The sequence below is a fragment of the Devosia submarina genome, assembly GCF_003056345.1.
GTDB lineage: Bacteria > Pseudomonadota > Alphaproteobacteria > Rhizobiales > Devosiaceae > Devosia > Devosia submarina.
The window spans coordinates 133,767-160,047 of the sequence record NZ_PYWB01000002.1; the positions used below are offsets into that span (position 1 = coordinate 133,767).

The window sequence follows — 26,281 nt, forward strand, 5'->3', positions numbered from 1 at the left end:
GCGGCGTAGCACCGAGCAGTCCCTCCCTCCCCCTCGTGAGGGGGAGGAAAGGTGGGGGTCTCGCCCTAAGCCACCAACCCCTTGGTCAGCTCCAGCGCCTGCCGTTCGAACAGTCGCCGGTAGATCCCGCCCTGGAGCCGGATCAGAGCATTGTGGTCGCCCTCTTCCACGATCCGGCCCTTGTCGAACACCAGAAGCCGGTCCAGCGCGACAACCGTCGACAGCCGGTGTGCGATCACCAGCGTCGTGCGCCCCACCATCAACCGTTCCATCGCCTGCTGGATCTGCACTTCGCTTTCGCTATCAAGGCTCGAGGTCGCTTCATCCAGGATCAAGACGCGCGCATCGGCCAAAAACGCCCGGGCAATGGCCACGCGCTGCCGCTCGCCGCCCGAAAGCTTGACGCCGCGCTCGCCCACCATGGTTTCATAGCCCTTGGGCAAACCAGCGATAAAATCATGCGCATTGGCCTGCCGTGCCGCCTCCTCGATCTCGGCGCGTGATGCGCCGGGGCGGGCATAGGCGATGTTTTCGGCAAGCGTCCGGTGAAACAGGATCGGCTCCTGCTGCACAATGGCGATCTGCGCACGCAGGCTCGATTGCTGCACATCGGCAATGTTCTGACCATCGATGATAATCGCACCATCGTTGATGTCGTAGAGCCGCTGGATCAGCTTGACGAAGGTCGTCTTGCCCGAACCCGAATGCCCCACCAGCCCCACGCGCTCGCCTGGCGCGATCCGGACCGAAAAGTCCCGGTAGAGCGGGCTTTCATGCGAACCATACTGGAAGGTCACGTGGTCGAACGCGATGGCGCCCTCCTTGATGCGGATCGGCTTGGCACCCGGCTTGTCCTGAATGCCATAGGGCTGCCGGTCGAGCTCCACCAGCTCTTCCATGTCGTTGACCGAGCGCTGCAGATTGCGGATGTGCTGGCCCACATCGCGCAGATGGCCCTGCAACACAAAGAACATGGTGAGCACGAAGGTGATGTCGCCCGGCGTCGCGGCACCCGCACGCCACAGCAGCAGCGCCGTCCCAAGGATCGCCGCCTGCATCAGGGCCATCATCAGGCCCTGCGCACCGCCATTAAGCGTGCCGCGCTGCCAGACCCGCCGCGTCCGCTTGCGCCACTTGCCCACGACGTGCTCGAGGATGGACTCCTCGCGCGTTTCAGCGCCAAAGGCCTTGACCACGGCATTGCAGCTCACCGCATCGGCCAGCGCCCCGCCCATTTTGGTGTCCCATGTATTGGCTAGTGCGCCGGCAGGCGCGACAAAGGCCATGGAGAGCCAGGCCGTCACACCCACATAGATCAGCGATCCCAACCCAACCACGAGGCCCATGACCGGCCAGGCCAGGCCCAGGATCACCGTTGCGCCCACCAGCATGACGAGCGAGGGCAAAAGCGCGATCAGCAGCGTGTCGTTGAGCAGGTCGAGCGCGCTCGAGCCGCGCGTGATCTTGCGCACGGTGGATCCAGCAAAGCTATTGGCGTGCCAATCGGTTGAAAAGCGCTGCACGCGCTGGAAAGCGGTGCTGATCACGTCGTTCATGATCTGGAGCGTGAAGGTGATCAGATTAAAGAACACGAACTGACGCAGCACGACGGCGCTTACATAAAGCGCGACCATGGTCAGGAAGGCGGTAATTGCCGGCGCCCAGAACGCGTCGTCCGAGCCGCTGCCGGATGCCACAGCATCCACCAGCCGTCCGGCAAAGATCGGGCTGAGTGCATCGGCCAGCGTTGCCGCCAGCACAAGCAGGCCGATCAGCGTGGCGCGCCAGGGTTGCCTGGCCCAGTGGCGAAAGGTGAAGCCGAGCACCTTGGCAAAGGCGTCGGCACGAAACAGTGTCTTGAAGCGACTCATGTAGCCTAGCCCGATCCCGTTTTCCGGCGATCGGTCCTCGCGTGAGGGGAAATGGAGGCACAGCCGCAACGGAATCGGCGAAAAAGCTGTTCCGTCGGATCTGGTGGGCTGTGGTGGAAAACCGCTGCGGCGCCCCGAAGGCGGGCCGCGAGGGGCGAAAACCTAAGCTCGGTTTTTACCCATGTTGGGAAGCTCGACGAATGCTGCCATACAACGCCTCCCTTGCTGGTCATCTCAGGCGGTAGACGGTTTGTAGCCAAACCGTTTGCACTTGCCAAGCCCGCTGTTGGACGCCCTCGTGCGTTTATTCATGGCGCCACCCCGCTCGGATCAAGTCCGAGGGAGGCGATTGTGGCTGGACACAAATTTCTCCCACCCTCGATGTCATCCCGGGCTCGACCCGGGATCCATCCTGAGATTTCTCCCCAGCCGCAAGGTGTGTCGTCCGCGTGGGCCAACCCCAACACCTCAGGCTGGACCCCGGCTCAAGGCCGGGGTGACACCGAGTTTAGTCTCGCAATGTTGCCCCACCCTCCCCGATCGTCACCCTTGGGCTCGACCCAAGGGCACTTCACTTAACGAACCACCCGCAAGTACAGAGCCCTCGGGTCAAGCCCGAGGGTGACGTCTGGTGTGTGTGATTGATTGCAGATCACCCTCACGGCGCAAATACCCTCACCGCGCCCGGCATTATCCGAAAATGCGCCGGCGTCTGGGTTACAATATCCCCGTCCGTATTGATCGCCTTGGGCTCTCGCGTCCGGATATCGAACTCCGTGCTCTTGGCCGTGCGCACTTCGTCCCAGGCCCCATGCTGCCCGCGCCGAAACGCACCAAGCATCAAGCCAAACTTCCAGACGTTTTTGAGTTCCAGGCTATAAAGATCGAGATGGGCATCATCGATGCTGGCGTTCTCATGGATCACCGTTCCCCCACCATAATGAACGCCATTGCCCACCGCGATCTGCAATGTCCGCACCGTCACCGTCCCCGCATCGCTGACGATCTCGGCGCGAAACGGCCTCGCGGCCGCAACGACGCGCATAGCGGCGAGGGCATAGCCGAGCTTGCCCCAACGTCGCTTGGCTTCCCGCGTCAGCCCGCGCGCCAGATCGGCGCTCAGTCCAAGGCTCGCCACATTGAAAAAGGGATGGCCATTCACCTCCCCCAGATCGATCCGCCGCTGCTTGCCGGCTAGAATAATATCGGCTGCCCCAAGCAGATCATCGGGAATGCCGAGCGTGCGCGCCAGATCGTTGGCCGTGCCCAGGGGGATAACCCCCATGGGCAGTCCCGTTTCCAGAACACCCCTGGCCGCGGAATTGATGGTGCCATCGCCGCCGCAAACGATCACCAGATCCGCCTCGTGGCGCCGTCGCGCGATATCAGCGGAAACCTCATCGGGCGTGTGAAAACGCTCCACCACCACATGGATCCCGCCCGCCTCCAGCCGCTTGATCACTGGCTCTAGCGCTTCGGTGCCCCGGCGCGCATTGGGGTTGACCAGCATCAGGCCACGTCGCTTGCTCGGCATGCTCATGGAATTGCTTCAACTCCGCTCCAGGCGCTGTAGATGGATCGCGCTGGGCATGGCGGCAAGACGGACCAACATTACCATTTGGTAGCCTGGTGCCCGCCGCATATTTTTTGTGGGACGGCTGACAATAGTCGCAAAGCAAGTTTAGGTTCCGCCGAAGCGATTCAAACCCAAGGTTTATCTCATGACCAATTCCCTCATCGATCCTGTGAAGCTCGACAAGCTCGCCGAAGTGGCGATCAAGGTGGGCCTCCAGCTGGCCGAAGGGCAGGATCTGGTGATGACCGCGCCGATGACGGCAGCGCCCCTGGTGCGCCGCATCACCGAACACGCCTACAAGGCCGGCGCGGGCCTGGTCACCACGATTTATTCGGACGAGGAAACCACTCTTGCCCGCTACAAATACGCCAATGAGGCAAGCTTCGACAAAGCGGCAGGCTGGCTTTATTCGGGCATGGCCGAAGCCTTCCGCAACAATGCCGCGCGCCTTGCGATTTCGGGCGACAATCCCATGATGCTGGCCGGCCAGGACCCTGAAAAGACCTCGCGCGCCATGCGCGCCAATTCGGCGGCCTACAAGCCGGCGCTGCAGCTGATCACGGGTTTCGACATCAACTGGAACATCGTGTCCTACCCAACCCCCGCCTGGGCCAAGCTCGTCTTCCCCAATGACAGCGAGGACGTTGCCGTGGGCAAGCTGGCCGACGCCATCTTCAAGGCCTCGCGCGTCGACCAGGAGGATCCGATCGCGGCCTGGAAGGAGCACAATGCAAACCTCAAGGCGCGCTGGACCTGGCTCAATGGCAAGTCTTTCTCGGCGCTCCATTATACCGGGCCCGGCACGGACCTCACCGTCGGCCTTGCCGATGGGCATCGCTGGAAGGGCGGCGCTTCGGAAGCCAAGAACGGCATCACCTGCAATCCCAATATTCCGACGGAAGAAGTGTTCACCACGCCGCATCGCATGCGCGTCGATGGTTATGTCGCCGCCACCAAGCCCCTCTCGCATAATGGCGCCTTGATCGAGGACATGCAGGCCCGCTTCGAAGGTGGTCGCCTTGTGGAGCTCAAGGCGTCCAAGGGCCAGGACATCTTCAACAAGGTGCTCGACACAGACGAAGGCGCCCGGCGCCTGGGCGAAGTCGCCCTTGTGCCCCATTCCTCGCCGATTTCGGCTTCCGGCATCTTGTTCTTCAACACACTCTACGATGAAAACGCGTCCTGCCATATTGCGCAGGGCCAGTGCTATTCGGACTGCTTTGTGGGCGGTAAGGATTTGACGCAGGAGCAGATCAACGCCCAGGGCGGCAACAGCTCCAACATCCACATCGACTGGATGATCGGCTCGGACAAGATCGATATTGACGGCGTTCACGCCGATGGCTCGACCGAGCCGGTGATGCGCGGGGGCGAATGGGCCTAGCGCGCCGCTCCTACCGCGCCATTCTTGCCCTGACGCTTGCAGCGGTGCTGCTGTGCGCAGGCCTGGCCTGGGATATCTGGCGCTTTGCCGGCTATTCCGCGCCAGGCCCTGCGGGCGCAGCATTGGTGCTGGGTGCGGCGGTGCTAGGGGACGAGCCCAGCCCCGTCCTGATCGAGCGGTTGCGCCACGCCGAGCAACTCTATCGCGCCGGCAATGTCGGCAAGATCGTCGTCACCGGTGGCCTCAGCCCCGAGGATGACCTCACCGAAGCCGAAGCCAGCCGCAATTGGCTTCAGGCCGAGGGCATCCCCGAGACGGACATCGTGCTTGAGGATCGCTCGCGCACGACCTTTGAGAATTTTGCGCTCGCCAAGCCGATCCTGGAACAGGCTGGTATTGAAGATGTGCTGATCGTTTCGGACCCTCTGCACATGCGCCGGGCCAAGCTCATCGCTGACCGCACCGGCATAACAGCGGACACCTCCCCTACCCGCACCAGCCTTTATCGCTCCTGGGATACGGTGCTCCCGTTTCTCGCCCGGGAGGTCTGGTTCATGGGCCAATATCTCCTGTTTGGCCTTTAGGCGCTTTCACCAGCTGTCACACTCAAGGGGAACAGTCTGCTAACCTTTTCGAGCGTGATGCTACACCGTGCGGCGGACCCAAACCCTTGGCAAAAGCCGGTTTGCCGCTTCCTTTTAGCATCAAGGCACGGAAATAAGCCTTGGGGCAGCGGGGGCAAATCGAAAACCCGCCAAACTTCTCCACCAAGATGCCCGGCAGGCTATAAGCTTTGGGCAAGGTTCGAGTCGGACAAAAAAGCGGAAGGGTTTTTCTGTCCTCCGAGGAAAACGGGAATAACATGAGCATCTCAGCCGATCGTATCGCCGTCTCCACCTGGTCGCTGCACCGCCTCCTGGGCACCACCTATCCGCATGATCTGTCCACTCACGAAGTGGGACCCATGCAGGAGACCTTTGGCGAAGGCAGCGAATCCCTCCTTGGCCTCCCATCTGTCCTTGCCAACCACGGCTACCATCGGCTCGAGATTGTCTCCTTTCACATGCGCAGCCGGGATCCCATCTATCTTGGCGAACTGCGCGACCAGCTGCGCATGGCCAAGGTGCGCCTGCAGACGCTCCTGATCGATGCCGGCGACATAACCGATCCTGTCCATGGCGCGCGCGACCAGCGCTGGATTGCTGGTTGGATCGAAACCGCCAATGAGCTGGGTGCCGAAAACGCGCGCATCATTGCCGGCAAGCAGTTGCCGACACCCGAAGCGCTGGAACGATCAGTCACGGCCCTGCGGCAGCTGGCGGATGGTAATAGCGGCTCGTCCGTTCGTCTGGTGACGGAAAACTGGTTCGACCTCTTGTCCGAACCCGCGCATGTCAATTATGTGCTCGATCGCCTTGAGGGCCGCATCGGGCTTCTTGGCGATTTCGGCAATTGGCGCGGACCCGATAAGTACAGCAATCTCGAGGCGATCTTTGGCCGCGCCGAACTCTGCCACGCCAAGGCGAGCTTCACAGATGGCGAGCTGGACACAACCGATTACGCCCAATGCGTGAGTTTGGCCGAGTCGGCAGGCTATACCGGTCCCTATACGCTGATCTTCGACAATGACACGCCCAGCGAATGGCATGGGCTTGCCGCCGAGCGCGATTTCATCCTGTCCCACTAGCGAGGGGCAGGCTTACTCGATATTGGCCACCGGCACATTGTGGGGCATGCGGTTCCAGGCATCCAGCGCCGCGATCTTGTAGGCTTCAGCAAGGGTTGGATAGTTGAAGGCATTCTCGACGAAATAGTCGAGCGTGCCGCCCAGATTGAGCACGGCCTGCCCGATATGGATCAGCTCGGTCGCCCCCTCGCCAACAATGTGGACGCCCAGCAATTTGCGGGTCTCGAGCGAGAAGATCATCTTCATCATGCCGGACTCAAGGCCCATGATGTGACCGCGCGAGGTCTCCCGGAAACGGGCTATGCCGTTTTCATAGGGAATGCCCTGGTTGCGAACCTCCTGCTCGGTTAACCCGACTGTGGAGATCTCGGGGACGGCATAGATGCCATAGGGAAAGAACTGAGGTGCCGGCGGCATGGGTGCGCCACAGGCATGCAGCGCCGCTATGCGGCCCTGTTCCATGGAGGTCGAGGCGAGCGATGGAAAGCCGATCACGTCGCCCGCCGCATAGATATTTCGCACATTGGTCTGGAAGGTCACCGGATCGACCTTGAGCCGGCCGCGATCGCTTGGAACAATCCCGCAATTTTCCAGGCCCAGCCCTTCGGTCGCGCCCGATCGCCCGGCGGCATAAAGCAGCATGTCTGTGCGGATGCGGCGGCCATCAGCCAGCGTCGATACGGCCCAGCCCTGCTCGTCCACCTCAACCTTTTCCACCTTGGCGCCGAAGCGGATGGTCATGCCGCGCTGGCGCAGCTCGTGGGTGAATTCCTCCACGATCTCGCGATCGATGAAGTCCAGGATGGTCTCCTTGGGCTCGATGATCGTGACGGGCACGTCCAGCGCCGAAAAGATGGTGGCGTATTCGATCCCGATCACCCCAGCACCCACCACAGTCAGGCTGCGCGGCACACGCGGCTCGCTCACAAGGCTGTCGCTATCGAGCACCGAATGGTCGTTGAACGGAATATGGGGCGGCCGGTATGGCGTTGTGCCCACTGCAATCACGGCATGGTCGAACCCGAAAACGGTCTCGTCGCCATCATGGGCCGTTACGCAGACCCGGTTGGTGTCGAGAAACCGCGCCATGCCACCAAAGGTGCGCACGCCATTGCGCGCGAACTGGTGCTCCAGCACCTCGATCTCATGGTTCAGCGTCATGCGCAGCCGGGCGCCCAGATCCTTGCCCTCGATGTCCTTCTTGACCCGGTAGGACAACCCATAGAAGCCGCGCTCACGCCAGCCGGACAGGTTCAGCACAGTTTCGCGCAGGGTCTTGGAGGGAATGGTTCCAGTATGGACGGACACGCCGCCCAGGCGCAGCCGGTTCTCGATGACCATCACCGACTTGCCCAGCTTTGCGCCCTGCACGGCGGCACGACGGCCCGCCGGGCCGCTGCCGATCACCAAAAGATCGAAATGTTCCAAGCTCTAAGCTCCCAATTCGGCATCAAAACGCCTGGCAAACAAGTGTGGCACCACCCTTGCGCGCCCGGCAATGGCGCGGGGGGCAACGCTGCCCTGCGGCCCTATTGTGGCGCCACCACATGGCTGCTGGCCGGCAGGTCATAGAATTGACGGATGATCTCCCAGCCCTCTTCAGCGCTGTCAACGATATGGAACAGCTGCGGATCAGTGGGCGCGATCGTGCCAGCTTCGGCGAGCGCCTCGAAATTGATGACATTGCTCCAAAATTCTGCGCCAAACAGCAAAAGCGGTACCTTGGCCATGCGGCCGGTCTGCACCAGGGTCAGCGTTTCAAAGAATTCGTCCAGCGTACCGAACCCGCCGGGAAACACCGCAACAGCCTTGGCCCGCATCAGGAAATGGATCTTGCGGGTCGCGAAATAGTGGAAGTTGAAGCTGAACTCAGGGGTCACAAAGGCATTGGGCGCCTGCTCATGCGGCAGGACGATGTTGAGCCCGATCGATGGGGCCCCCACATCGGCGGCACCGCGATTGCCCGCCTCCATTACACCAGGGCCACCGCCCGTTACCACCACGAACTCCTTGAAATCCAAAGCTCGCGAGGTTTCCGACGCAAGCTGGGCGAAGCGACGCGCTTCATCATAATAGCGTGACGCTTTTTCCAGATTGGCCTTTTGCGTATCGTTCATCGCCGCCCAGGCCGGCTTGCCGGGCTCTGGAATGCGCGCGCCACCAAACAGCACCACGGTGGAAGCGATCCCAGCTTCACGCATCCGCGCTTCGGGCTTTTGGTATTCGAGCTGGAACCGTATACCGCGCGTTTCCTCGGCGGTCATGAACTCGTCGTCGGCGAAAGCCAGGCGGAAAGCAGATGATTCAGTTTGGGGCGTAGAGGGCGCGCGCTTGGCGGCTGCTACGTCCTGTTCGGACGTGCGCAAAGGTGTCTGGCGGCGCTTGGCCATTATGTGAGCTCTCCAATATAGGGCCGCTTGTCCGGCGCTTCGGTTTTGAATTCCTTGGCAGGGCATAGCCAGCCGAGCAGGTGGGGGCAAGGGTGAGCGAGGCCGATCTTCCATGGGGCGGGCATGGAGATGGAACTGTTCAGGACTGCGGGCGGTTCCGGAGCCTACCTTCAGGCGGCAGTCTTGGGGCTCTACTGCTGCTTATGCCCATGCATCTGCCACAAGCGTATAAACAAGCTCGTGGAGGGCCTTGCCAATGTCGCATTTTGTTTCCATATAGGCCGCGGGAGGTTGGCGCGGACGTGTTCCTCGCCAACCGGGTCAGGTCCGGAAGGAAGCAGCCCCAACGAGACCTTCACGGGTCGTTGCCAGCCTCCTACTTCAGCTTATGATGCCTATGGCTCTAGGCAGACTCCCCAAGGTACACGATATGGAAGGGCTGGATGGCTGACGCTGCGACATCGCCCTATCTTGTGCTTGCCCGCAAGTACCGGCCGCGCGACTTCACCACCCTGGTTGGCCAGGATGCCATGGTGCAGACGCTGGGCAACGCGTTCGCGCAAAAGCGCATCCACCATGCCTTCATCCTGACCGGCGTACGCGGCGTGGGCAAGACCACGACCGCCCGCATCCTGGCGCGTGCTTTCAACTACGAAGATGCCAATGGCCCTCGTCCGACGCTCGATCTGAGCGTGGAAGGCGAGCATTGCCGCGCCATCATCGAGGGTCGGCATGTCGACGTCATCGAGATGGACGCCGCCAGCAATACCGGCATCAACGACATTCGCGAGATCATTGACTCGGTCAAGTATGCGCCGGCTTCAGCGCCCTACAAGGTTTATGTGATCGACGAAGTGCACATGCTCTCGACGGCCGCCTTCAACGGCTTGCTCAAGACCCTGGAAGAGCCACCGCCCTACGTAAAATTCATCTTCGCGACAACCGAAATCCGCAAGGTTCCGGTGACGATCCTGAGCCGCTGCATGCGGTTCGACCTGCGCCGCATCACCCCCGAGATCATGTCGGGTTATCTCCAAACCATCCTGAACCAGGAAGGCATCAGCTTCGAGCCCGAAGCCTTGGCCATGATCGTGCGGGCGGGCGAAGGCTCGGCGCGTGATAATCTGAGCCTCCTCGATCAGGCTATCGCCCATGGCAACGGCACGGTGACGGCCGCGACAGTCAAGGCCATGCTGGGTCTTGGCGATCGGGCCCGGATCATAGACCTGTTCGAAGATCTGATGGGCGGACGCATCGGCGATGCGCTTGAAACAATGCGCGCCCTCTATGACATGGGTGCCGATCCGCAGACGCTTGTGGCAGACCTCGCCGATTTCACTCACCTCGTAACGCGCATCAAGGTCGTTCCGGCCGCTGCTGACGATGTCTCCTTGACCCCTGACGAGCGAACGCGCGGTGCGGAATTGGCGGGCAAGCTTCCCATGCGCGCCCTGACGCGTGCCTGGCAGATCCTGTTCAAGGGCCATGACGAAATCGCGCGGGCCAACCATGCGCTCCAAGCTGCGGAGATGGTCCTGATCCGGCTCGCCTATGCGGCTGATCTGCCGAGCCCAGACGACCTTATCGCCAAGCTGGCGAACCAGCCGGCTCCCGCCCCTGCCCTTCAGCCAGTTGAGTCGGCGCCGCGTAGCCTGCCCAATGGCTCGTCGGCTATGCGCCGGGAATTGCCGCAGCCTGTGGCCACCGAGGCAGTCGCCCAGCAGCAGGCAGTTACACAGGTAGCGCCTGCTTTAGCTACAGTGTCGAGCTACAAAGAGCTTATTGCCCTGGCGGGGGCCAAGCGAGACGTTCTCGTGCGGCTGGCGCTAGAAGGGCAAATGCGACCGATATCCTTTGAGCAAGGCCGGATCGAAGTTGCTTTAGCAGAAGGTACCGACCCCGGCATCATTGCTACGCTATCTGCGCGCCTGCAGACCTGGACTGGTCAGCGCTGGCTCGTCAATGTGTCGAGCAAGCCACCCGAAGGGCTGACCCTGCGCCAGGAGCAGGAGCAGCGCAAGGAAGCGGCCCATGCTGCCGCGCATGAAGATCCGCTGGTCAAAGCCATTCTTGAAACCTTTCCCGGTGCCAAGGTCGTCAATGTGACCGTCCGCGACGAGGCCACTGCCGCGACCAGTGAAGTGCCACCGCCCCCAATCGAGGAGGAAGACGAATGAAAGACATCATGAACATGATGAAGGCAGCCAGCGAAATGAAAGGCAAGATGGAGGCCATGCAGGCCGAACTTGCCGAGCTGGTGGTGGAAGGCCGTTCCGGCGGCGGCATGGTCACCGTGTCGCTCTCGGGCAAGGGCGACCTCAAGGGCGTCAAGATCGACCCGAGCCTCTTCAAGGAAGACGATGTCGAGGTTCTCGAGGATCTGATCGTTGCGGCCCATGGCGATGCCAAGGCCAAGAGCGAAGCCGAAATGCAGCGGCGCATGAGCGAAATGACGGCGGGCCTACCGATCCCTCCGGGCATGAAGTTCCCGTTCTAGCATTTCATGGCGTCTGGTGGTCCCGAGATCGAGCAGTTGATCCAGCTCCTAGCGCGCCTGCCGGGGCTTGGGCCGCGTTCGGCACGCCGGGCCGTGCTGCAGCTCGTCAAGAAAAAGGAGCAGCTGATGATTCCGCTCTCCGCAGCGCTGGACCGGGCGGTGGCGACGGTGCGGACCTGCGAAGTCTGCGGCAATATTGATACGAAGAGCCCGTGCTCTATCTGCTCCGACCCACGCCGCAGCGAAAGCGGCATGCTGATTGTGGTAGAGGATGTGGCCGACCTTTGGGCGCTGGAGCGTGCAGGGGTGGGGCTGGTCAAGTATCACGTGCTGGGCGGCGTTTTGTCGCCGCTCGACGGGATCGGGCCGGACGACATCTCGGTCGATGCTCTTTTGGGCCGGGCGCATGAGTTCAGCGAGATCGTGCTGGCCGTTAATGCCACGGTCGAGGGGCAGACGACAGCACACTACATCACGGACCGGCTAGGGGAATCCGCGCCCAAGGTGACCCGCCTCGCCCATGGTGTGCCGGTGGGCGGTGAACTCGACTATCTGGATGAGGGCACGCTCAGCCAGGCCTTGCGTGCCCGTACCCAGATCTAGGGCCTAGTGGACGCCCTTGGCGGGATCGAAATCATCGCCGTCTTCCCACTCGGTTTCATCCAGCGGTTCGAGGTCGTCTTCGTCCTCTTCATCATCTTCGTCGTCGGCAGCATCAACATCGACGCCAGCTATGGCGCTGATGGCGTCGACGTCATCAGGGGAAAGGCTGTCGAGCTTGTCTGACGGGTCGGTGACCAGCGCCGGCTCCAGCAGCATGTAGTCGTCCTCGTCCTCATCATCGGCATTGGCGATTTCGGCACTAAGCTCGTCGATGGCGCGGTCAAGTTCGTCGATCATGGAGGCGGGATCCTGATCGCCCCAATCGCCACTTTCGCGGACGGCCATTTGATCGCGGATTTCACGCAACCTTGCCAGGCGTTCGCTGGCGGAGCGATCAACGCCATAAAGCAGCTCGTCAACTTCATCCTGCGTGTAGGGGAAGGCGATGCCGGGCTGGTCGGCGGCGTCGTAGATGGCGTCTTGCGGTACTATAGAGCCGTGCTGGTTGTTAGGCCGAGCCATTCTTGTCTCCAATGCTTGTTGCTGATGCGCTAACGCTTGCATGGCAAAGCGGTTCGAAAAGCAGGAACAATCGTGATCGCAAGCGTGTTCTCCCCCGCAAAAGGAGATCGCCATGGCCGGACTGCGCAAGGGTTCGAAGGTGAACTGGAACTGGGGCGGCAATGTCGCTCATGGGAAGATCGTGGAACGGTTCACCAAAAAGGTCACGCGGACCATCAAGGGAACCGAGGTGACACGCGATGCCACCACCAAGGAGCCGGCGTTCCTGATCGAGCAGGAAGACGGCGATCGCGTGCTCAAGAGCGCGAGCGAACTTAAGCGGGACTAGACCTTAGGCGAGATCGCCCGGTTCTTCGCCAACCAACCGGAGAATGCGCGGCTCCTCGCTGCCACTCTCCCAGCCGGACGGCAATTGCTTGGCTGATTTGGCGCCGAGTTCGCGCAGCATTTCCACTTGCCGCACGACGCTGCCTTTGCCCGTCGCCAATTGGCTGCGCGCATCGCTGAAGCTTTGCTGCGCCTTGTCGATATGGCCACCCATCTTGTCCATGGTTGCGAGAAATCCCACGACCTTGTCGTAAAGGGCGCCAGCGCGCGCGGCGATCTCCTCGGCGTTCTGGTGCCGTTTCTCGATGTCCCAGACATTGCGCACTGTGCGCAGCACAGTCAGCAAAGTTGTTGGCGTCGTCAGCATCACGCCTTTGCTCATCCCAAATTCCACCAGCTTGGTGTCGTTCTGGATGGCAGTGGCCAGGGCTGACTCGATCGGCACGAACATCATGACGTAGTCGACGCTAGACTTGGCGGCCCGATGATAGGTCTTTTCACCAAGGGTCGTAATGTGTGTACGCACCGATGTGATGTGGGCTCGCAGATGACGTTCGCGTTCCATTTCCTCGGCATTGACGAAGGCTTCAAATGCGGTGAGCGAGACCTTGGAGTCGATCACCAGCCGGTCGTTGTTCGGCATGATGATTTCAACGTCGGTGCGCAGGCGCTGCCCGTCTTCGCCGGTATGGCTCTGCTGAATGAAGTACTGCTCACCCTCGCGCAGACCCGACTGCTCGAGAATGGTCGAGAGGATCATTTCACCCCAGGCGCCCTGTGTCTGCGAAGATCCCTTAAGAGCGCGCGTCAAGTTACTGGCTTCGGTGGTGATCTGGACATTGCTTTCGAGCAAGGCCCGAATCTGCTCGCCCATGGCAGCACGATCCTTGATGAGCCCGGTGTGAAACTCACCGATCTTTTCCTGCAAGGGCTTGAGGAGCGTGTCGACCTGCTCGCGATTTTGCCGCGAGAAGGTTTCGCTGTGACTCTTGAGGACATCGCCGGCTATCGCCTTGAACTCATCCGTCATCTGCTGGCGTGCCTGCTCGAAGCGAGCCAGATTGGCCTCGGCCTGCTTGGCTTGTTCGCTCATGCGGGCGCGCAATGCCGAAACTTCGGCCAGAAGCTCGCCACGTCGTTCACGTTCGCTCTCAAGCAGTTCGGCACTTCGCTCGCGCTCGTTGGAAAGCTCCAGATCGAGTTCGCGGATACGCGTATCGCGTTCTGCAATCTGCGCGAGAAAGCTCGCCTTGAGCTGTTCGGCCGCCTGCTGTGCAAGGGTTTCAACCCGTTCCGTGCTGGCGCGCATGGCGCCTACCAGAACAAATAGAACGATCGCCAGGCCCGCGAGGACACAAGCAGAAGCGGCGACAGGAACGGTAACGGGGAAATCCCCCAGGGCAAACAGAACAATATCCATTCGCCAAGCTTAACGCGATTCGCCTGTTCGCGGAATGTTCTAGGCGGGAGGGTCTTCGCGGAACTGTCCCGCGCCCGCAACGCCGACCATCCAAGGTTCGCGCCGCTTGATCCATCCTTCCGTCTCAGGCACGAGCCCAACCGGGGCTTCATCGAGCGAGCCCAGCGCTATTTCGACGTGATCACCGCTGAGGTGGAACAGGGCACTCACGCAATTGGGACAAAAGCTGCGGCCCTCGAAGGTCTTGTATTCGCCGGTGACGGTGAAGGCGCCTCGTGTCCAATCGGCATAGTACAGGAAGGGCGAGCCAGTTTCCTTGCGGCAGTCGGTGCAGTGGCAAAGGCCCGTCTTGAAGGGCTCTCCGGAAAGCCTGTAGCGCACGGCGTGGCAGCGACACCCGCCTTCGAAGAGCTTGTCCATGCCAGCCTCCTTTGCGTCTGGAAACGCGTGCCAAAGTCCCAAGTTCCGCCGGCGGAGTTGACCGCACGTCGGGAAATACCATATCGGAAGGGAAATCCCTTTTTTGCCGGACCTCTTGCCATGGCTGTACGCCCCATTCTCGTTATTCCCGATGCGCGCTTGCGCGCAGTTGCCGATCCCATCGTCGAGGTGGATGACGAGATCAAGACGCTCGCCCAGGACATGCTGGACACCATGTATGACGCGCCCGGGATCGGCCTGGCTGCACCACAGATCGGCGTCATGAAGCGCATCGTGGTCATGGATTTGGCACCTGAAGGGGAGACGCCCGACCCGATGGTGTTGATCAATCCCGAGATCACCCATTTCGGCGAGCAGATGCAGATAACCGAGGAAGGTTGCCTGTCCATCCCCGAACTTTACTATGAGGTCGAGCGGCCCAATGAAGTGACGGTGAGCTATACCGACCTCGATGGTAACCAGGTGACCAAGGAAGCAGAAGGCAAGCTGGCCGTTTGCATCCAGCACGAAATCGATCACCTTGATGGTGTGCTCTACATTGATTACCTCAGCCGGCTGAAGCGCGACCGCGTGATCAAGAAGTTCGACAAGGCAGCCAAGCGCGCGGCTGGCTGACGCCTTCCCAGTAGTAGCTTGATCGACGTCATCACCGGGCCTGTCGCGGTGATGCAATTTTTGGGCTGCGAGGTAGATTGCCCGGACTAGCCGGGCAATGACGGCGACGGTTAGAACCTGCCCAAGGATGGAGCGGCGAGCATGCGGATCATTTTCATGGGCACGCCGGAATTTTCCGTGCCGACACTGACCGAGATCGTCTCGTCCGGGCACGAGGTCGTGGCGGTTTATACCCGTGCGCCCAAGCCGGCGGGGCGTGGCCAGGAAGAGCGCAAGACGCCCGTGCATCTGGCGGCAGAGGGGTTCGGCATCCCTGTTTTCACGCCCAAATCGCTGCGCGGGGAAGCCGAACAGCTGCTTTTTGCCAGCCATGGCGCCGAACTCGCCGTGGTGGTGGCCTATGGCCTGCTGCTGCCCAAGCCGATCCTCCAAGCGCCCGAACTTGGATGCCTCAATCTGCACGGTTCGCTCCTGCCCCGCTGGCGCGGAGCGGCGCCGATCCAGCGCGCCGTGATGGCCGGTGATGCTCAAACCGGCGTCATGGTGATGCAGATGGATGAAGGGCTCGATACCGGGCCTGTTGCGCTGGGGGAGGTTATTCCCATTGGTCCCGACATGACTGCCGGCGAGTTGCATGATGCCATGATGCGCGTCGGCGCCGATCTGATGGGCCGGGCTCTGGCCGCTCTGGAGCGGGGCAGCCTCGACTTTGTTCCGCAGCCGGAAGAAGGCGCGGTCTACGCCAAGAAGATCGAAAAGGCCGAAGCGCGGATCGATTGGAACCGGCCGGCGCAGGAGGTCCATAACCATATTCGGGGCCTCTCGCCCTTTCCCGGCGCCTGGTTCGAGATCACCCTTGGGGGCAAGCCGGTGCGGGTAAAGGCACTGCGCTCCACCATGGCGAGCGGAGCGGGTGCGCCCGGAACCCTGCTGGACGGGCTGACCATAGCTTGTGGGGATGGCGCGGTGCGGCTGACCCAGGTGCAGCGCGAGGGCAAGGGCGCCATGGATGCCGCGACGTTCCTGCGCGGCGCCGGTCCCCTGCCCCTCCTTGTTAGCTAAATGCATCGTTTCAAGCTGACGCTCGAATACGACGGCACGCCTTTTTCTGGCTGGCAGCGGCAAAGCGATCGCCCATCGGTGCAGCAGGCGCTGGAGCAGGCGATTTTTCGCATGTCGGGCGAAACCGTCGCGACGCAGGCTGCGGGGCGCACCGATGCCGGCGTGCATGCCCTGGGACAGGTCGCGCATTTCGAGCTGAGCAAGCCTTGGGACCCGTTCCGGGTGCGTGAAGCGCTCAACTACCATCTGCGGCCAGACCCGGTCGCCGTTGTCGCCGCGGAAGCGGTCGGGCCGGCATTCGAGGCCCGGTTCTCTGCCAAGGCGCGGCACTATGAATATCGTATACTGAATCGGCGGGCACCGGCCGTTATCGAGCGTAACTATGTGTGGCATGTTCCCATGCCGCTCGATGCCGAGGCTATGAACAAGGCTGCAGGCACGATCCTGGGGTTGCACGACTTCACAACGTTCCGCTCATCCGAATGCCAGGCGAACTCGCCTTTGCGCACTCTAGACGTGTTTTCGGTCCGGCGGGAAAACGAGCATATCCTGGTGACGGCAAGCGCCAGGAGCTTCCTGCACCATCAGGTCCGCTCGATGGTTGGCTCGCTGAAACTCGTTGGCGAGGGTAAGTGGGCGCCTGAAAAGCTGCGTGCCGTGCTGGATGCGCGCGACCGCAGCAAATGCGGGGCCATGGCGCCGGCCAGCGGGCTCTTTTTTACCATGGTTGACTACTAGCCGGCGGCCGTTGCGGATGGGCCCAGAAGAACGGCCACGATGCCCAGCGCGAGGAACACGCCGACGGCCTGGGACACGAACAGGATGCCGATCTGCACTGGCGTCAGGGTGACGATCAGGCGGCCGATATTGATGAAGGTCGCTATGGCGACGATCACCACGCCCAGCAGCACGATCATGCCCAGAGGGCCCAGCATGAACGAGAGCAGCAGCAGAATGGCCGAAACCAGCGTCACCCAATTGGATGCCACAAAATAGGGCAGGAAGCCATCCTGCCGGCTCATTTGGCGCAGGGCGACATAAGCCGTTCCGGCCTGGGCGAGGAACAGCACCGCATTGACAATGATCGACTGGGTAGCCGCGCCCTGTGGCAGGGGGACCCCGACCAGCAAGGGGCCAAAGCCGGCGATCGCAATGCCGAGCACAACGGCAATGAGGCTGCCCAGGAGACCCCGCTGGGAAAAATCAAAATAGGATGGCGCATCACGCTTGCCGGTGACCAGGGCGATGCAGCCTTGCACGGCCGACGTCAGTTCTTCGAGGAAAGTTGCATTCGGTTTGGCCAAGGGTTGGTCTCGAAGGTTAGATGGTGATGCCGGCGGAACTGGAGAGCATGTAAAGCGCCAAGCGCAGGGCAACAAGCAGGAGAACGGTGAAAACGGCAAAGCAGGAGGCTACGCCGACATTCCAGCCAGTTGCGGCGCGAGCAAGGCGGAACAAGACAAAGCCCAGAGCAATCCAGGAAAGCACGACAATCGGCCCGCCCAGCATAGCGAGAAGCCCTTCGATCAGCAGAAAGGCGGTCAGGGCATAAATGCCGGGCACCATCAGCGGCAGGATGGGTTGATTTGTCTTGAGCATGGACCGCGTTGTCAGCAGCGAAAGCCAGAAGGCCAGGATCGGCAGAGCAAGGACGAACATGGCGGCGATGAAGCCAGGCAGGCTGGGCACGCCTATGCTCATGGAGGCAAAGATTAGCGCGATGAAGGCGGCAAGGGCAAAGACCAGGAATGCGGTGACAAGGCCTGGGGCCGACAAGGAGAAATGCTCCTGCCATTCAGGTTTGCCGCGCATAACCAGCAGCCAGCCCTTGGTTGCGTCGCTGAGGACGCCCCAGAGTTTCACGCGGCACCCGCAAAAAAGCGCTGCATGAAGCGGCGGTAGAGATCGGTAAGTTGGGTTAGGTCTTGGAGGCGGATGTGTTCGTCCGCCTTGTGCATGGATGGGCCGGGTAGGCCGCATTCGACGACCGGGCCATAGGGCGCAATGAAGCGGGCATCGGATGTGCCGCCACCGGTGAACATTTGCGGGCGGTTCCCGGTCAGCTCCGCGATCGTCGTGGCAAGAGTTTCGACATCGTCGCTGAGGGGCGACAGGAAGGAGCGGGAGGGAACGCCAGAAACGGTGAATTCGATTTTGCTGCCGGCGGGATCAACGCCCGCGATGCGCTCTCGGACCCAGGCATTGAGGGTTTCGGGGGTCCAAAGGTCATTGTAGCGGATGTTGAACCGGATGGTGCCGGAGGCTGGAATGACGTTGCCAATAGGATTGCCAACATCGATCGAGGTAACTTCGAGATTGCTGGGCGGGAAGTGGTCGGTGCCGGTGTCGATCGTCGTGTTGAGTGCGGTGACGATGCGGGCAAGGGTTGGCAGGGGATTGTTGGCGCGCTCGGGATAGGCGACGTGGCCCTGCGTGCCGGTGACGGTGATGAGGCCAGAAAAGGAGCCGCGGCGACCGATCTTGATGCTGTCGCCGGTCTGTGCGGTGGCGCTGGGCTCGCCGACGATGGCAAAATCGAAATGATGCTGTTGCGCCTGCGCCCACTCCATCAGCTTCTCGGTGCCGTTCACGGCGTCAGCTTCCTCGTCATTGGTGATGGCCAGCATAACAGTGCCACTTTCGAGGGGGATATCCGAAACAGCCGCAATGAAGGCTGCAATGCCGGACTTCATGTCGGCGGCGCCACGGCCAAAGAGCTTGCCTTCGGCTTCACGCGGGGTGAAGGGGTCGGCACTCCATTGGGCGAGATCACCGGGAGGGACGACGTCGGTATGGCCGGCAAACAGAAGGCGGCGGCCCCCTTTGCCGCGAATGGCAAAGAGATTGTCCACGGGATAGGAGCCATCGCCTTCAAAGCGCAGCCGAGTAACGGTGAAGCCAATGCCGGCCAGTTGGGCCTCGAGCAGGTCGAGCACGCCGGCCTCATCGGGGGTGACCGACGGGCAGGCGATCATGCGCTTGAGCAGGTCGAGGGCTTCAACGCTCATGGGTTCAGTCGCGAAGGAGATCGTTGATGCCGGTCTTGGAGCGGGTCTGGGCATCGACGGTCTTGACGATCACGGCGCAGTAAAGGTTCGGACCCGGGGTGCCATCGGGGAGCGGCTTGCCCGGGAGGGAGCCGGAAACAACGACGGAATAGGGCGGCACCTTGCCGATGTGGATTTCGCCGGTGTTGCGATCGACGATCTTGGTGGAGGCGCCGATAAAGACGCCCATGGAGATGACGGAGCCTTCTCCGACGACGACGCCCTCGACGACTTCAGAGCGGGCGCCGATAAAGCAATTGTCCTCGATGATGACGGGACCGGCCTGGAGCGGCTCGAGCACGCCGCCGATGCCGACGCCGCCCGAGATGTGGACGTTCTTGCCGATCTGGGCGCAGGAGCCGATGGTGACCCAGGTGTCGACCATGGTGCCTTCATCGACATAGGCGCCAACATTGACGAAGCTAGGCATAAGGACGACGTTGCGACCGATAAAGGCCGGGCTGCGGACCACGGCACCGGGCACGGCGCGGAAGCCAGCTTCGCGGAAGCGGTTCTCGCCCCAGCCTTCGAATTTCGTTGGGACCTTATCCCACCATGAGGAGCCGCCGGGCGCGCCTTCCATCAGGCGGTTGTCATTGAGGCGGAAGTTCAGCAGCACGGCCTTTTTGAGCCATTGGTTGACTTGCCAGTTGCCGTCGACCTTTTCGGCAACGCGAGCCTCGCCCTTGTCGAGCAGCGCCAGAGCCTGCTCCACCGCATCGCGGACTTCGCCTTTGGTGTCGAAGCGGATCTCGGCGCGGTTTTCGAAAGCGTCGTCAATAATCCTGGCGAGATCGGCGTGTGACATGGCGGGAGTTTCCGTAAACAGATGAGCGCGCGGACCATAGCCGTGGAGGGCGCGGTGTCAATCGGTTCAGGATAGTGCAGGCGTGCCAAAGCGCCGCCCCGGGTGCGGTGATGAGCAGCGTTGATGTGGCGAGGCCTTGCCCCGGAGTAGTTTAGTGTAGTGAGACAAAGCCTCGCCACATCAGATGGGATTTTAGGCTGATCCCGGCGCGACTCTGGACGAGAGGCGTCAATAGCCCCCACAATCACTTCCGCCGTCCTACGGGGATCGCGACATCCCCGCCCCATCTGCCCCTTCACAAGCCGGTTCGCGCGACCCGCTGGTTAGTGAAGGCAGTGGGGAGAGATTAGTGGATGTTGAGGGTGGGGGGAGAAGGGGGATAACTATAGGTGAAGGAACACCACCTAGCTTCCCCTGGAGGGAGGAACTTTAGTTTACCGGATCAGCCACAAGCGCGGTGTCATCCCGGGCTCGACCCGGGATCCATCCTGAGATGGTTAGGTTAGAGATGGGCTTTTCGAACCACCTTGCGGCTGGGGTGGGATCTCGGGATCGGCCCCGGGTCGAGCCCGGGGTGACATTGTGGGTGGGTGGGATGGTGCCACTGGCCGCTCTTCTTAAGCAGAGCGGCGGCCGCAGTCGCTCAGTAGTCCTCATGGTGAGCCTATCGAGCCATGGCGACTTGGCACCTAGCCTCCACCCGCGCAGCCTCCTGGTTCGACAGGCTCACCATGAGGCCTTTGGGGCATTGTGTATTAGGTGGCGGCTATTTGTTTTCGCTGGCTGGGTAGACGCCTAGAATCCTGAACTGGTCGGTGAAGAAGCCCAGTTCCTCGAATGCGTGCTGGACGCCGATGTCGTTGGGGTGACCTTCGATGTCGGCGTAGAACTGGGTGGCGGTGAAGGCGCCGCCGACCATGTAGCTTTCTAGCTTGGTCATGTTGACGCCGTTGGTGGCAAAGCCGCCCATGGCCTTGTAGAGGGCGGCGGGGACGTTGCGGACGCGGAAGACGAAGGTGGTCTTGACCTTGCCGGCAGCCTGGGGCGCCTCCTGCTTGTCGCGGGAGAGGACGAGGAAGCGGGTCGTGTTGTGCGCGGCGTCCTCGATGTTGGAGGCGAGGACGTTGAGGCCATAGATCTCCGCGGCAAAGCGGGACGCAATGGCGGCGACAGCCTTGTCTGCTTTCTGGGCCACTTCGCGGGCAGAGCCGGCTGTATCGACGGCGTTGATGGTACGCAGGCCGCGTTCGGAAATAAAGCGGCGGCACTGGCCAAGCGCGACAGAAAGCGACTGGACCGCCTTGATGTCATCCAGCGTGGCGCCGGGAACGCCAAGCAGGTTCATTTCGACCCGAAGGTATGTTTCCCCGATAATGAAGAGGCCACTTTCGGGCAGGAGATGGTGGATATCGGTGATGCGGCCATAAAGGGAATTTTCAACCGGCACGACGGCGAAATCGGCCTTGCCCGATTGCACGGCACCAATGGTTTCCTCGAATGTGACGCAGCCGATCGCTTCTTCGCCGGGGAAAACATTGTTGGCGGCGGCATGGCTGAAGGCGCCCGGCTCACCCTGAAAAGCGATCTTCTTGGTCATTGAATAATTCCATTGCTGGTCGGCACCGGGTTTTGCCCCCCGGCGGAACCGGAGTCAATCAAGCTGCATTGCCTCGAGGGAAGCGCAGCGTGGAGGAATTGTCGCAAGGCGGTTTTGCACTGTTGCGCAGCCAAGGGCTTGCGACTATCTTCCGGCCGCGTTTGGCCCGCCGTTGAGGCGATTTCCTTTGGACAATCGGGGGTTGTGGCCGATACGAATAGATGTCCATGCGGATGGACGGGCAGAGAAGGTCAAATGGATTCGTTCGAGCTAAACAAAATCATGGGCGCCGTGCTGGGCACGCTGTTGTTCGTCATGGGTGTCGGCTTTGTCGCCGAGGCGATCTACCATCCCATCGAAAATAGTGGACCTGGCTATCCCCTGCCCGAGCCTGAAGTTGCTGATGCTGCTGCACCCGAGGAGGCCGCACCGGCCGTTCCGCTGGGCGTGCTGCTGGCCAGCGCCAGTGCCGAGCGTGGCGCCAACGCCGTCAAGAAGTGCCAGTCGTGCCACAATTTTGGTGAAGGCGAGCCCAACAAGCAGGGTCCGCATCTTTATGACGTTGTGATGCGCCCAGAAGCCAGCGTTCCCGATTTTGCTTATTCCGAAGCTCTTTTGGCCCACAACGCGGCAGGCGATGTCTGGACCTATGAGAACCTCGACGCGTTCCTGCTTAAGCCGAGCGATTATGCGCCTGGCACCAAGATGAATTTTGCCGGTGTGCGTTCGCCAGAAGAGCGCGCCGACATCCTTGCGTATCTGCAGACTCTGTCGGCTGAACCCAAGCCATTCCCTGCGCCAGAAGCTGAACCCGCTCCTGCGCCGGCAGAAGGGGAAGCACCAGCGCCTGCACCTGTGGATGGCGCCGGCGCCGTTGAAGGCGATCCCGAAGAGCCCTTCGAGGACATCGCTGCGCCTGAAGAAGTTGTTGCGCCGCAGGAAGATCCAGTTGCTGCACCGGCAGCGCCAGCCGCCGTTACCGATTCGCCTGTGACGACGCAGCAGGAAACGCAAGTGGAAGGCACGCCGACGACGAGCGGCACTGGCGGCTCGCCTGCCCCGCAGGATCAGGTGGATGCACCGCCGCCTGCTGCTCCCGCAGCTTCCCCGGGAACCTCGTTCCCGCAGAGCACGACACCGGCTCCGGCGCAAACGCCTTAAGGCTTCCGCCCGATTGTGATTTGTTTAAGCCGCGTCCCCTGGATGCGGCTTTTTCTTGAGGGTTTTACCAATGTTGCTCCTGCACCTGTCCGATGTCGATGAAGCCAGCTGGGCAAAGCGCTTTGCCGAAGCGCTGGCCCCCTACCCCGTTGTGCGGCGGGGCGACCAATTCGACCCAGCGGAGGTGCGCTACATTTTCGTATGGAAGCCTAAGCCGGACGCCTTTGAGGGGCTGACGGGTTTGCGTGCTGTGCTTTCACTGGGTGCGGGCGTTGATGCACTGCTCAAGCACCCCAAGCTGCCGGACGCCCCTATCGTGCGTTTTGTAGACGAGGATCTGAGCCAGCGCATGAGCGATTATGTGGTGGCTCATGTCACCATGCATCATCGTGGGTTCAGCAAGTTCCAGGCTGACCAGAAGGCACGGCGCTGGGATCAGTACTATCCACCGGCGGCGTCGGAAACCGCCGTGGGCATCATGGGAATGGGTGTGCTCGGCCAGGACGCGGCGCGGCGGCTCAAGCCGCTGGGATTTGCCGTGCGTAGCTGGAGCCGGACGCCCAAATCAATCGATGGCGTGGAGGCGTTCACCGGGCCCGAGCAGTTCGATGAATTCCTCTCAGGCACCGATGTCCTGGTTTGCCTTTTACCGCTGACGCCGGAGACCACGGGAATTCTCAACCGCGAAACCTTTGGCAAGCTCAGGCGCGGCCGCTTGCTGGGCGGGCCGGTTATCATCAATGCGGCGCGCGGGGGCCACCAGCGCGAAGCCGAAATTGTCGCGGCGCTAGCAGACGGAACGCTGGGGGCTGCGAGCCTTGACGTATTCGAGACCGAGCCCCTGCCCCAGGACAGCCCGCTTTGGAACATTCCCAATTGCTTTATCACGCCGCATGTGGCGGCGATTTCCAACGAAGCTTCGGGCGTGCGCTATTTCTCGGGGATCATCAAGGGCCACGAAGCGGGCGAGCCCTTGATCAATGTGGTCGATCGTGGGCGGGGCTATTAGCCCTGCCCGTAGCGCTGCTTGAGCACGCTGTAGACGGCGCGGATGCCCTGGTCGGTGCCGCCAACAGGGCGGCCGGGACGCGCCTCCGGCGCCCAGGCCATGATGTCCAGATGGACCCAGGCGCGGGCATTGCCGACGAAGCGGCGCATGAACAGGGCTGCCGTTATGGATCCGGCAAAACCGCCGGAGCCGGCATTGTTGACGTCGGCAATCTTGCTTTTCATCATCGCGTCATAGGGCGACCAGAGCGGCATTTGCCAGAGCGGGTCGTCTGCTGATTGTCCGGCGTTCATGAGGTCCCGCGCCAGCGTGTCGTTGGTGGCGTAAAGGGCTGGGAGTTCCGGGCCCAGCGCCACACGGGCGGCTCCGGTCAGGGTTGCCATATCGAGGAGGAGCTCGGGAGCTTCTTCATCGGCAAGGGCCAGGGCATCGGCCAGGATCAGCCGCCCCTCGGCGTCGGTATTGCCGATTTCCACAGTCAATCCTTTGCGCGAAGTAAGGACATCCCCCGGGCGGAAGCTGTTGCCGCTGATGGCATTTTCAACGATCGGGATAAGGACGCGCAGGCGCAGCTTGAGCCCGGCCGAAACAATGGCGCTGGCCAGCCCCAGGACGTTGGCAGCGCCGCCCATGTCCTTTTTCATGAGGAGCATGCCAGTGGCGTTCTTGATGTCGAGGCCACCAGTATCGAAGGTGACGCCCTTGCCCACGAGGGTGATCCTGGGGTGGGATTCGTCGCCCCAGGTGAGATCAAGCAGGCGGGGCGGCTGGGGCGCGGCGCGGCCCACGGCGTGGATCATGGGGAAATTGGCGGCGAGGAGTTCGTCGCCCACAATGGCCCGAAGGTGCATGCCGCGCTTTTGGGCGAAGTCAGCGATAGCGGCATGGAGGGCGTCGGGGCCCAGATCATTGGTGGGTGTGTTGATCAGGTCGCGGGCCAGAAAGGCGGCTTCAACGAGGCGGTCGATTTCGGCACTATCAGCCTGCCTTGGCGCAGCAAGGCGCGCGGCAGGCTTGCCCTTGCGGTACCGGTCAAAGCTGTAGGTGCCCAGGCGAAACGCTGTTGCGGCCAGGGTCGGATCGCCATAGGCGCCCTCAAGATGGTAGTCGCCCTCGGGCAGGGATGCGCCCGCAAGGCCCAGCACCAAGCCGGAGCGGTCTTCGGGCTTGCCCATGCCGAAAAGATATCCCGTTACTGCCCCCTCATTGTCAGGGAGCGCCAGGATGCGGCCGCGCTGCCCGGTGAAATCATTGGCCGCTGCCCAGTTCGCATGGGTGCCGGAGAGGCCGGCTTGCGCGAGCCCATTTTCCTCGACGGCAATGATGGGCAGGGAAGAAGAATTTGGCATGGCGCGCTCCGAAGCAGGGACTTGCCGGGCAAACTAGCGGTGGCGGGCAGCGCTCACAACACACCAAAATCTCCTTTTAACACAGCGTTAGGGTTAATGAATTACTTCTAGGGATGCACTGTGCCACAGGAGTTGCCCCGTGACGTCCCTCCATCGCTTTTCCCGCACTATGCGCCGCTTGCTGATGGTTGGAGTGGCGGCCGTGGCGCTAGGCGCCTGTGCATCAAATCGCACGGCTTCGCCCGATTATTCCGGCCGGCCGCTCGCCGAAAGCCAGCAGACACTGGCGGAGCTGACGGCGCGCTACAGAAAGAACCCCAAGGACAAGAACGTCATCATCCATTACGCGGCGGCCTTGCGGGCGGCCGGGCAAAGCCAGCAGGCGGTTGCGGCGCTCGAAGTGGGCGTTGCGGCGCATCCAAGGGATGTCGATATCACCGTTGCCTATGCCAAGGCGCTGACAGCGCAGGGGCGGTTCGACCAGTCGCTAACCCTGCTGGATGGGGTGATCCGGCCCGATGCGCCGGATTGGAATGCGCTGCTGGTCAAGGGCGCGACGCTGGACCAGTTGGGGCGTAACCAGGAGGCGCGGCAGATCTACAAGCAGGCGCTTGTAGCGGCGCCGGGGGAAGCCTCGATCGAGGCCAATCTGGGGCTTTCCTATGCCATGACAGGCGATCTGCAGGTGGCCGAGCAACATTTGCGGCGCGCGGTGCAGATGCGGGGGGCATCGAGCCAGATCCGGCAAAATCTGGCGCTGGTCGTGGGCCTGCAGGGGCGGTTCGAGGAATGCCGGGCCATCTATGCGGCGGAACTGCCACCCGAGCAGGTGGAAAGCAACATGAACTATGTGCGGGCCTTGCTGACGCAGCAGAACCGCTGGGAGGCGATTGCCGCTGGGTAAAGCGAGCTGGT

Annotated in this window: 26 protein-coding genes and 1 other RNA gene; 14 read left to right on the forward strand and 13 right to left on the reverse strand. The window is 61.8% G+C overall.

Features of this window, described 5'->3' with window-relative positions:
• Positions 1-65: 65 nt before the first annotated feature.
• Positions 66-1,871 (reverse strand): ABC transporter ATP-binding protein, encoded by a 1,806-nt coding sequence (locus tag DDE77_RS03200; RefSeq protein WP_108395999.1) that lies wholly within the window; start codon positions 1,869-1,871, stop codon positions 66-68.
• A 658-nt stretch (positions 1,872-2,529) separates the two neighbouring features.
• On the reverse strand, positions 2,530-3,411 hold the full coding sequence (locus DDE77_RS03205; protein WP_108396000.1) for a lipid kinase: 882 nt from the start codon (positions 3,409-3,411) through the stop codon (positions 2,530-2,532).
• 181 nt (positions 3,412-3,592) lie between these two features.
• Between DDE77_RS03205 and DDE77_RS03210 the strand changes: the two genes are divergently transcribed.
• The 3 genes from DDE77_RS03210 (at position 3,593) to DDE77_RS03220 (ending at position 6,518) form a co-directional block, all read left to right on the forward strand.
• Positions 3,593-4,831 carry an aminopeptidase gene (locus DDE77_RS03210; protein WP_108396001.1) on the forward strand — a complete coding sequence of 413 codons (1,239 nt, stop codon included), beginning with the start codon at positions 3,593-3,595 and terminating at the stop codon, positions 4,829-4,831.
• Positions 4,822-5,415, forward strand: a complete 594-nt coding sequence (locus tag DDE77_RS03215) for a YdcF family protein (RefSeq protein WP_108396002.1) — start codon at positions 4,822-4,824, stop codon at positions 5,413-5,415. Before DDE77_RS03210 ends, DDE77_RS03215 begins: the two co-directional genes overlap by 10 nt.
• A 278-nt stretch (positions 5,416-5,693) precedes the next feature.
• Complete coding sequence (locus DDE77_RS03220) at positions 5,694-6,518, forward strand: sugar phosphate isomerase/epimerase family protein (RefSeq protein WP_108396003.1); 825 nt, start codon at positions 5,694-5,696, stop codon at positions 6,516-6,518.
• 12 nt (positions 6,519-6,530) lie between these two features.
• On the opposite strand, the gene sthA is transcribed toward DDE77_RS03220, so the two are convergent.
• Both sthA and DDE77_RS03230 read right to left on the reverse strand, forming a co-directional pair.
• Positions 6,531-7,946: a Si-specific NAD(P)(+) transhydrogenase gene (gene sthA / locus DDE77_RS03225; protein WP_108396004.1), complete on the reverse strand. Its 1,416-nt coding sequence runs from the start codon at positions 7,944-7,946 to the stop codon at positions 6,531-6,533.
• Between the two features lie 101 nt (positions 7,947-8,047).
• Positions 8,048-8,908 carry an LOG family protein gene (locus DDE77_RS03230; protein ID WP_210204333.1) on the reverse strand — a complete coding sequence of 287 codons (861 nt, stop codon included), beginning with the start codon at positions 8,906-8,908 and terminating at the stop codon, positions 8,048-8,050.
• A 285-nt stretch (positions 8,909-9,193) separates the two neighbouring features.
• Between DDE77_RS03230 and ffs the strand changes: the two genes are divergently transcribed.
• The 4 genes from ffs to recR all read left to right on the forward strand — a co-directional run bounded on the left by ffs (position 9,194) and on the right by recR (position 12,008).
• Positions 9,194-9,289: signal recognition particle sRNA small type (ffs, locus tag DDE77_RS03235), an RNA gene on the forward strand.
• Between the two features lie 62 nt (positions 9,290-9,351).
• Entirely contained in the window at positions 9,352-11,085 is a 1,734-nt protein-coding gene (locus DDE77_RS03240) for a DNA polymerase III subunit gamma/tau (protein WP_108396006.1), read from the forward strand.
• Positions 11,082-11,405 (forward strand): YbaB/EbfC family nucleoid-associated protein, encoded by a 324-nt coding sequence (locus DDE77_RS03245; protein ID WP_108396007.1) that lies wholly within the window; start codon positions 11,082-11,084, stop codon positions 11,403-11,405. The genes DDE77_RS03240 and DDE77_RS03245 overlap by 4 nt, the downstream gene beginning before the upstream one ends.
• 6 nt (positions 11,406-11,411) lie before the next feature.
• Positions 11,412-12,008 (forward strand): recombination mediator RecR, encoded by a 597-nt coding sequence (gene recR, locus DDE77_RS03250; protein ID WP_108396008.1) that lies wholly within the window; start codon positions 11,412-11,414, stop codon positions 12,006-12,008.
• Between the two features lie 3 nt (positions 12,009-12,011).
• Here the strand turns inward: recR and DDE77_RS03255 are convergent, their stop codons facing one another.
• Positions 12,012-12,530: a hypothetical protein gene (locus DDE77_RS03255; protein ID WP_108396009.1), complete on the reverse strand. Its 519-nt coding sequence runs from the start codon at positions 12,528-12,530 to the stop codon at positions 12,012-12,014.
• 112 nt (positions 12,531-12,642) lie between these two features.
• Here DDE77_RS03255 and DDE77_RS03260 point away from each other — a divergent pair, with 112 nt between their 5' ends.
• Positions 12,643-12,858, forward strand: coding sequence for a hypervirulence associated TUDOR domain-containing protein (locus tag DDE77_RS03260; RefSeq protein ID WP_108396010.1), 216 nt, complete (start codon positions 12,643-12,645; stop codon positions 12,856-12,858).
• A gap of 3 nt (positions 12,859-12,861) precedes the next feature.
• Here the strand turns inward: DDE77_RS03260 and DDE77_RS03265 are convergent, their stop codons facing one another.
• Entirely contained in the window at positions 12,862-14,277 is a 1,416-nt protein-coding gene (locus DDE77_RS03265; protein WP_108396011.1) for a DNA recombination protein RmuC, read from the reverse strand.
• A gap of 39 nt (positions 14,278-14,316) precedes the next feature.
• On the reverse strand, positions 14,317-14,697 hold the full coding sequence (locus DDE77_RS03270) for a GFA family protein (protein ID WP_108396012.1): 381 nt from the start codon (positions 14,695-14,697) through the stop codon (positions 14,317-14,319).
• 120 nt (positions 14,698-14,817) lie between these two features.
• Here DDE77_RS03270 and def point away from each other — a divergent pair, with 120 nt between their 5' ends.
• From def to truA, 3 genes are all read left to right on the forward strand, one after another.
• Positions 14,818-15,333 (forward strand): peptide deformylase, encoded by a 516-nt coding sequence (gene def, locus DDE77_RS03275; protein ID WP_108396013.1) that lies wholly within the window; start codon positions 14,818-14,820, stop codon positions 15,331-15,333.
• Between the two features lie 141 nt (positions 15,334-15,474).
• Entirely contained in the window at positions 15,475-16,395 is a 921-nt protein-coding gene (gene fmt, locus DDE77_RS03280; RefSeq protein WP_108396014.1) for a methionyl-tRNA formyltransferase, read from the forward strand.
• Complete coding sequence (truA, locus tag DDE77_RS03285; protein ID WP_108396015.1) at positions 16,396-17,133, forward strand: tRNA pseudouridine(38-40) synthase TruA; 738 nt, start codon at positions 16,396-16,398, stop codon at positions 17,131-17,133.
• Here truA and DDE77_RS03290 read toward each other — a convergent pair.
• The 5 genes from DDE77_RS03290 to DDE77_RS03310 all read right to left on the reverse strand — a co-directional run bounded on the left by DDE77_RS03290 (position 17,130) and on the right by DDE77_RS03310 (position 21,847).
• Complete coding sequence (locus tag DDE77_RS03290) at positions 17,130-17,699, reverse strand: hypothetical protein (RefSeq protein ID WP_108396016.1); 570 nt, start codon at positions 17,697-17,699, stop codon at positions 17,130-17,132. The genes truA and DDE77_RS03290 overlap by 4 nt on opposite strands.
• Positions 17,700-17,715: 16 nt before the next feature.
• Positions 17,716-18,258 (reverse strand): hypothetical protein, encoded by a 543-nt coding sequence (locus DDE77_RS03295; protein ID WP_108396017.1) that lies wholly within the window; start codon positions 18,256-18,258, stop codon positions 17,716-17,718.
• Positions 18,255-19,403 carry a succinyl-diaminopimelate desuccinylase gene (dapE, locus tag DDE77_RS03300; RefSeq protein WP_108396018.1) on the reverse strand — a complete coding sequence of 383 codons (1,149 nt, stop codon included), beginning with the start codon at positions 19,401-19,403 and terminating at the stop codon, positions 18,255-18,257. Before dapE ends, DDE77_RS03295 begins: the two co-directional genes overlap by 4 nt.
• 4 nt (positions 19,404-19,407) lie before the next feature.
• Complete coding sequence (dapD, locus tag DDE77_RS03305) at positions 19,408-20,250, reverse strand: 2,3,4,5-tetrahydropyridine-2,6-dicarboxylate N-succinyltransferase (RefSeq protein WP_108396019.1); 843 nt, start codon at positions 20,248-20,250, stop codon at positions 19,408-19,410.
• A 766-nt stretch (positions 20,251-21,016) separates the two neighbouring features.
• On the reverse strand, positions 21,017-21,847 hold the full coding sequence (locus tag DDE77_RS03310) for a prephenate dehydratase (protein ID WP_108396020.1): 831 nt from the start codon (positions 21,845-21,847) through the stop codon (positions 21,017-21,019).
• A gap of 255 nt (positions 21,848-22,102) precedes the next feature.
• Between DDE77_RS03310 and DDE77_RS03315 the strand changes: the two genes are divergently transcribed.
• Both DDE77_RS03315 and DDE77_RS03320 read left to right on the forward strand, forming a co-directional pair.
• Complete coding sequence (locus DDE77_RS03315) at positions 22,103-23,008, forward strand: c-type cytochrome (RefSeq protein ID WP_108396021.1); 906 nt, start codon at positions 22,103-22,105, stop codon at positions 23,006-23,008.
• Between the two features lie 70 nt (positions 23,009-23,078).
• A complete protein-coding gene (locus DDE77_RS03320; RefSeq protein WP_108396022.1) occupies positions 23,079-24,017 on the forward strand; it encodes a 2-hydroxyacid dehydrogenase in 939 nt (312 codons plus the stop codon).
• On the opposite strand, the gene DDE77_RS03325 is transcribed toward DDE77_RS03320, so the two are convergent.
• Positions 24,014-25,366: a leucyl aminopeptidase family protein gene (locus DDE77_RS03325; RefSeq protein WP_108396023.1), complete on the reverse strand. Its 1,353-nt coding sequence runs from the start codon at positions 25,364-25,366 to the stop codon at positions 24,014-24,016. The genes DDE77_RS03320 and DDE77_RS03325 overlap by 4 nt on opposite strands.
• A 139-nt stretch (positions 25,367-25,505) precedes the next feature.
• Here DDE77_RS03325 and DDE77_RS03330 point away from each other — a divergent pair, with 139 nt between their 5' ends.
• On the forward strand, positions 25,506-26,270 hold the full coding sequence (locus DDE77_RS03330; protein ID WP_157959652.1) for a tetratricopeptide repeat protein: 765 nt from the start codon (positions 25,506-25,508) through the stop codon (positions 26,268-26,270).
• The last annotated feature ends 11 nt before the right edge of the window (positions 26,271-26,281 follow it).

Coding starts and splice junctions, on each gene's coding strand:
- DDE77_RS03315 (WP_108396021.1), top strand. CDS start 22,103: ATGGATTCGTTCGAGCTAAACAAAATCATGGGCGCCGTGCTGGGCACG.
- DDE77_RS03260 (WP_108396010.1), top strand. CDS start 12,643: ATGGCCGGACTGCGCAAGGGTTCGAAGGTGAACTGGAACTGGGGCGGC.
- DDE77_RS03325 (WP_108396023.1), bottom strand. CDS start 25,366: ATGCCAAATTCTTCTTCCCTGCCCATCATTGCCGTCGAGGAAAATGGG.
- DDE77_RS03310 (WP_108396020.1), bottom strand. CDS start 21,847: ATGACCAAGAAGATCGCTTTTCAGGGTGAGCCGGGCGCCTTCAGCCAT.
- DDE77_RS03215 (WP_108396002.1), top strand. CDS start 4,822: ATGGGCCTAGCGCGCCGCTCCTACCGCGCCATTCTTGCCCTGACGCTT.
- DDE77_RS03245 (WP_108396007.1), top strand. CDS start 11,082: ATGAAAGACATCATGAACATGATGAAGGCAGCCAGCGAAATGAAAGGC.
- DDE77_RS03205 (WP_108396000.1), bottom strand. CDS start 3,411: ATGAGCATGCCGAGCAAGCGACGTGGCCTGATGCTGGTCAACCCCAAT.
- dapE (WP_108396018.1), bottom strand. CDS start 19,403: ATGAGCGTTGAAGCCCTCGACCTGCTCAAGCGCATGATCGCCTGCCCG.
- DDE77_RS03230 (WP_210204333.1), bottom strand. CDS start 8,908: ATGGCCAAGCGCCGCCAGACACCTTTGCGCACGTCCGAACAGGACGTA.
- fmt (WP_108396014.1), top strand. CDS start 15,475: ATGCGGATCATTTTCATGGGCACGCCGGAATTTTCCGTGCCGACACTG.
- DDE77_RS03270 (WP_108396012.1), bottom strand. CDS start 14,697: ATGGACAAGCTCTTCGAAGGCGGGTGTCGCTGCCACGCCGTGCGCTAC.
- DDE77_RS03265 (WP_108396011.1), bottom strand. CDS start 14,277: ATGGATATTGTTCTGTTTGCCCTGGGGGATTTCCCCGTTACCGTTCCT.
- def (WP_108396013.1), top strand. CDS start 14,818: ATGGCTGTACGCCCCATTCTCGTTATTCCCGATGCGCGCTTGCGCGCA.
- recR (WP_108396008.1), top strand. CDS start 11,412: ATGGCGTCTGGTGGTCCCGAGATCGAGCAGTTGATCCAGCTCCTAGCG.
- dapD (WP_108396019.1), bottom strand. CDS start 20,250: ATGTCACACGCCGATCTCGCCAGGATTATTGACGACGCTTTCGAAAAC.
- DDE77_RS03210 (WP_108396001.1), top strand. CDS start 3,593: ATGACCAATTCCCTCATCGATCCTGTGAAGCTCGACAAGCTCGCCGAA.
- DDE77_RS03240 (WP_108396006.1), top strand. CDS start 9,352: ATGGCTGACGCTGCGACATCGCCCTATCTTGTGCTTGCCCGCAAGTAC.
- truA (WP_108396015.1), top strand. CDS start 16,396: ATGCATCGTTTCAAGCTGACGCTCGAATACGACGGCACGCCTTTTTCT.
- DDE77_RS03255 (WP_108396009.1), bottom strand. CDS start 12,530: ATGGCTCGGCCTAACAACCAGCACGGCTCTATAGTACCGCAAGACGCC.
- DDE77_RS03200 (WP_108395999.1), bottom strand. CDS start 1,871: ATGAGTCGCTTCAAGACACTGTTTCGTGCCGACGCCTTTGCCAAGGTG.
- DDE77_RS03320 (WP_108396022.1), top strand. CDS start 23,079: ATGTTGCTCCTGCACCTGTCCGATGTCGATGAAGCCAGCTGGGCAAAG.
- DDE77_RS03220 (WP_108396003.1), top strand. CDS start 5,694: ATGAGCATCTCAGCCGATCGTATCGCCGTCTCCACCTGGTCGCTGCAC.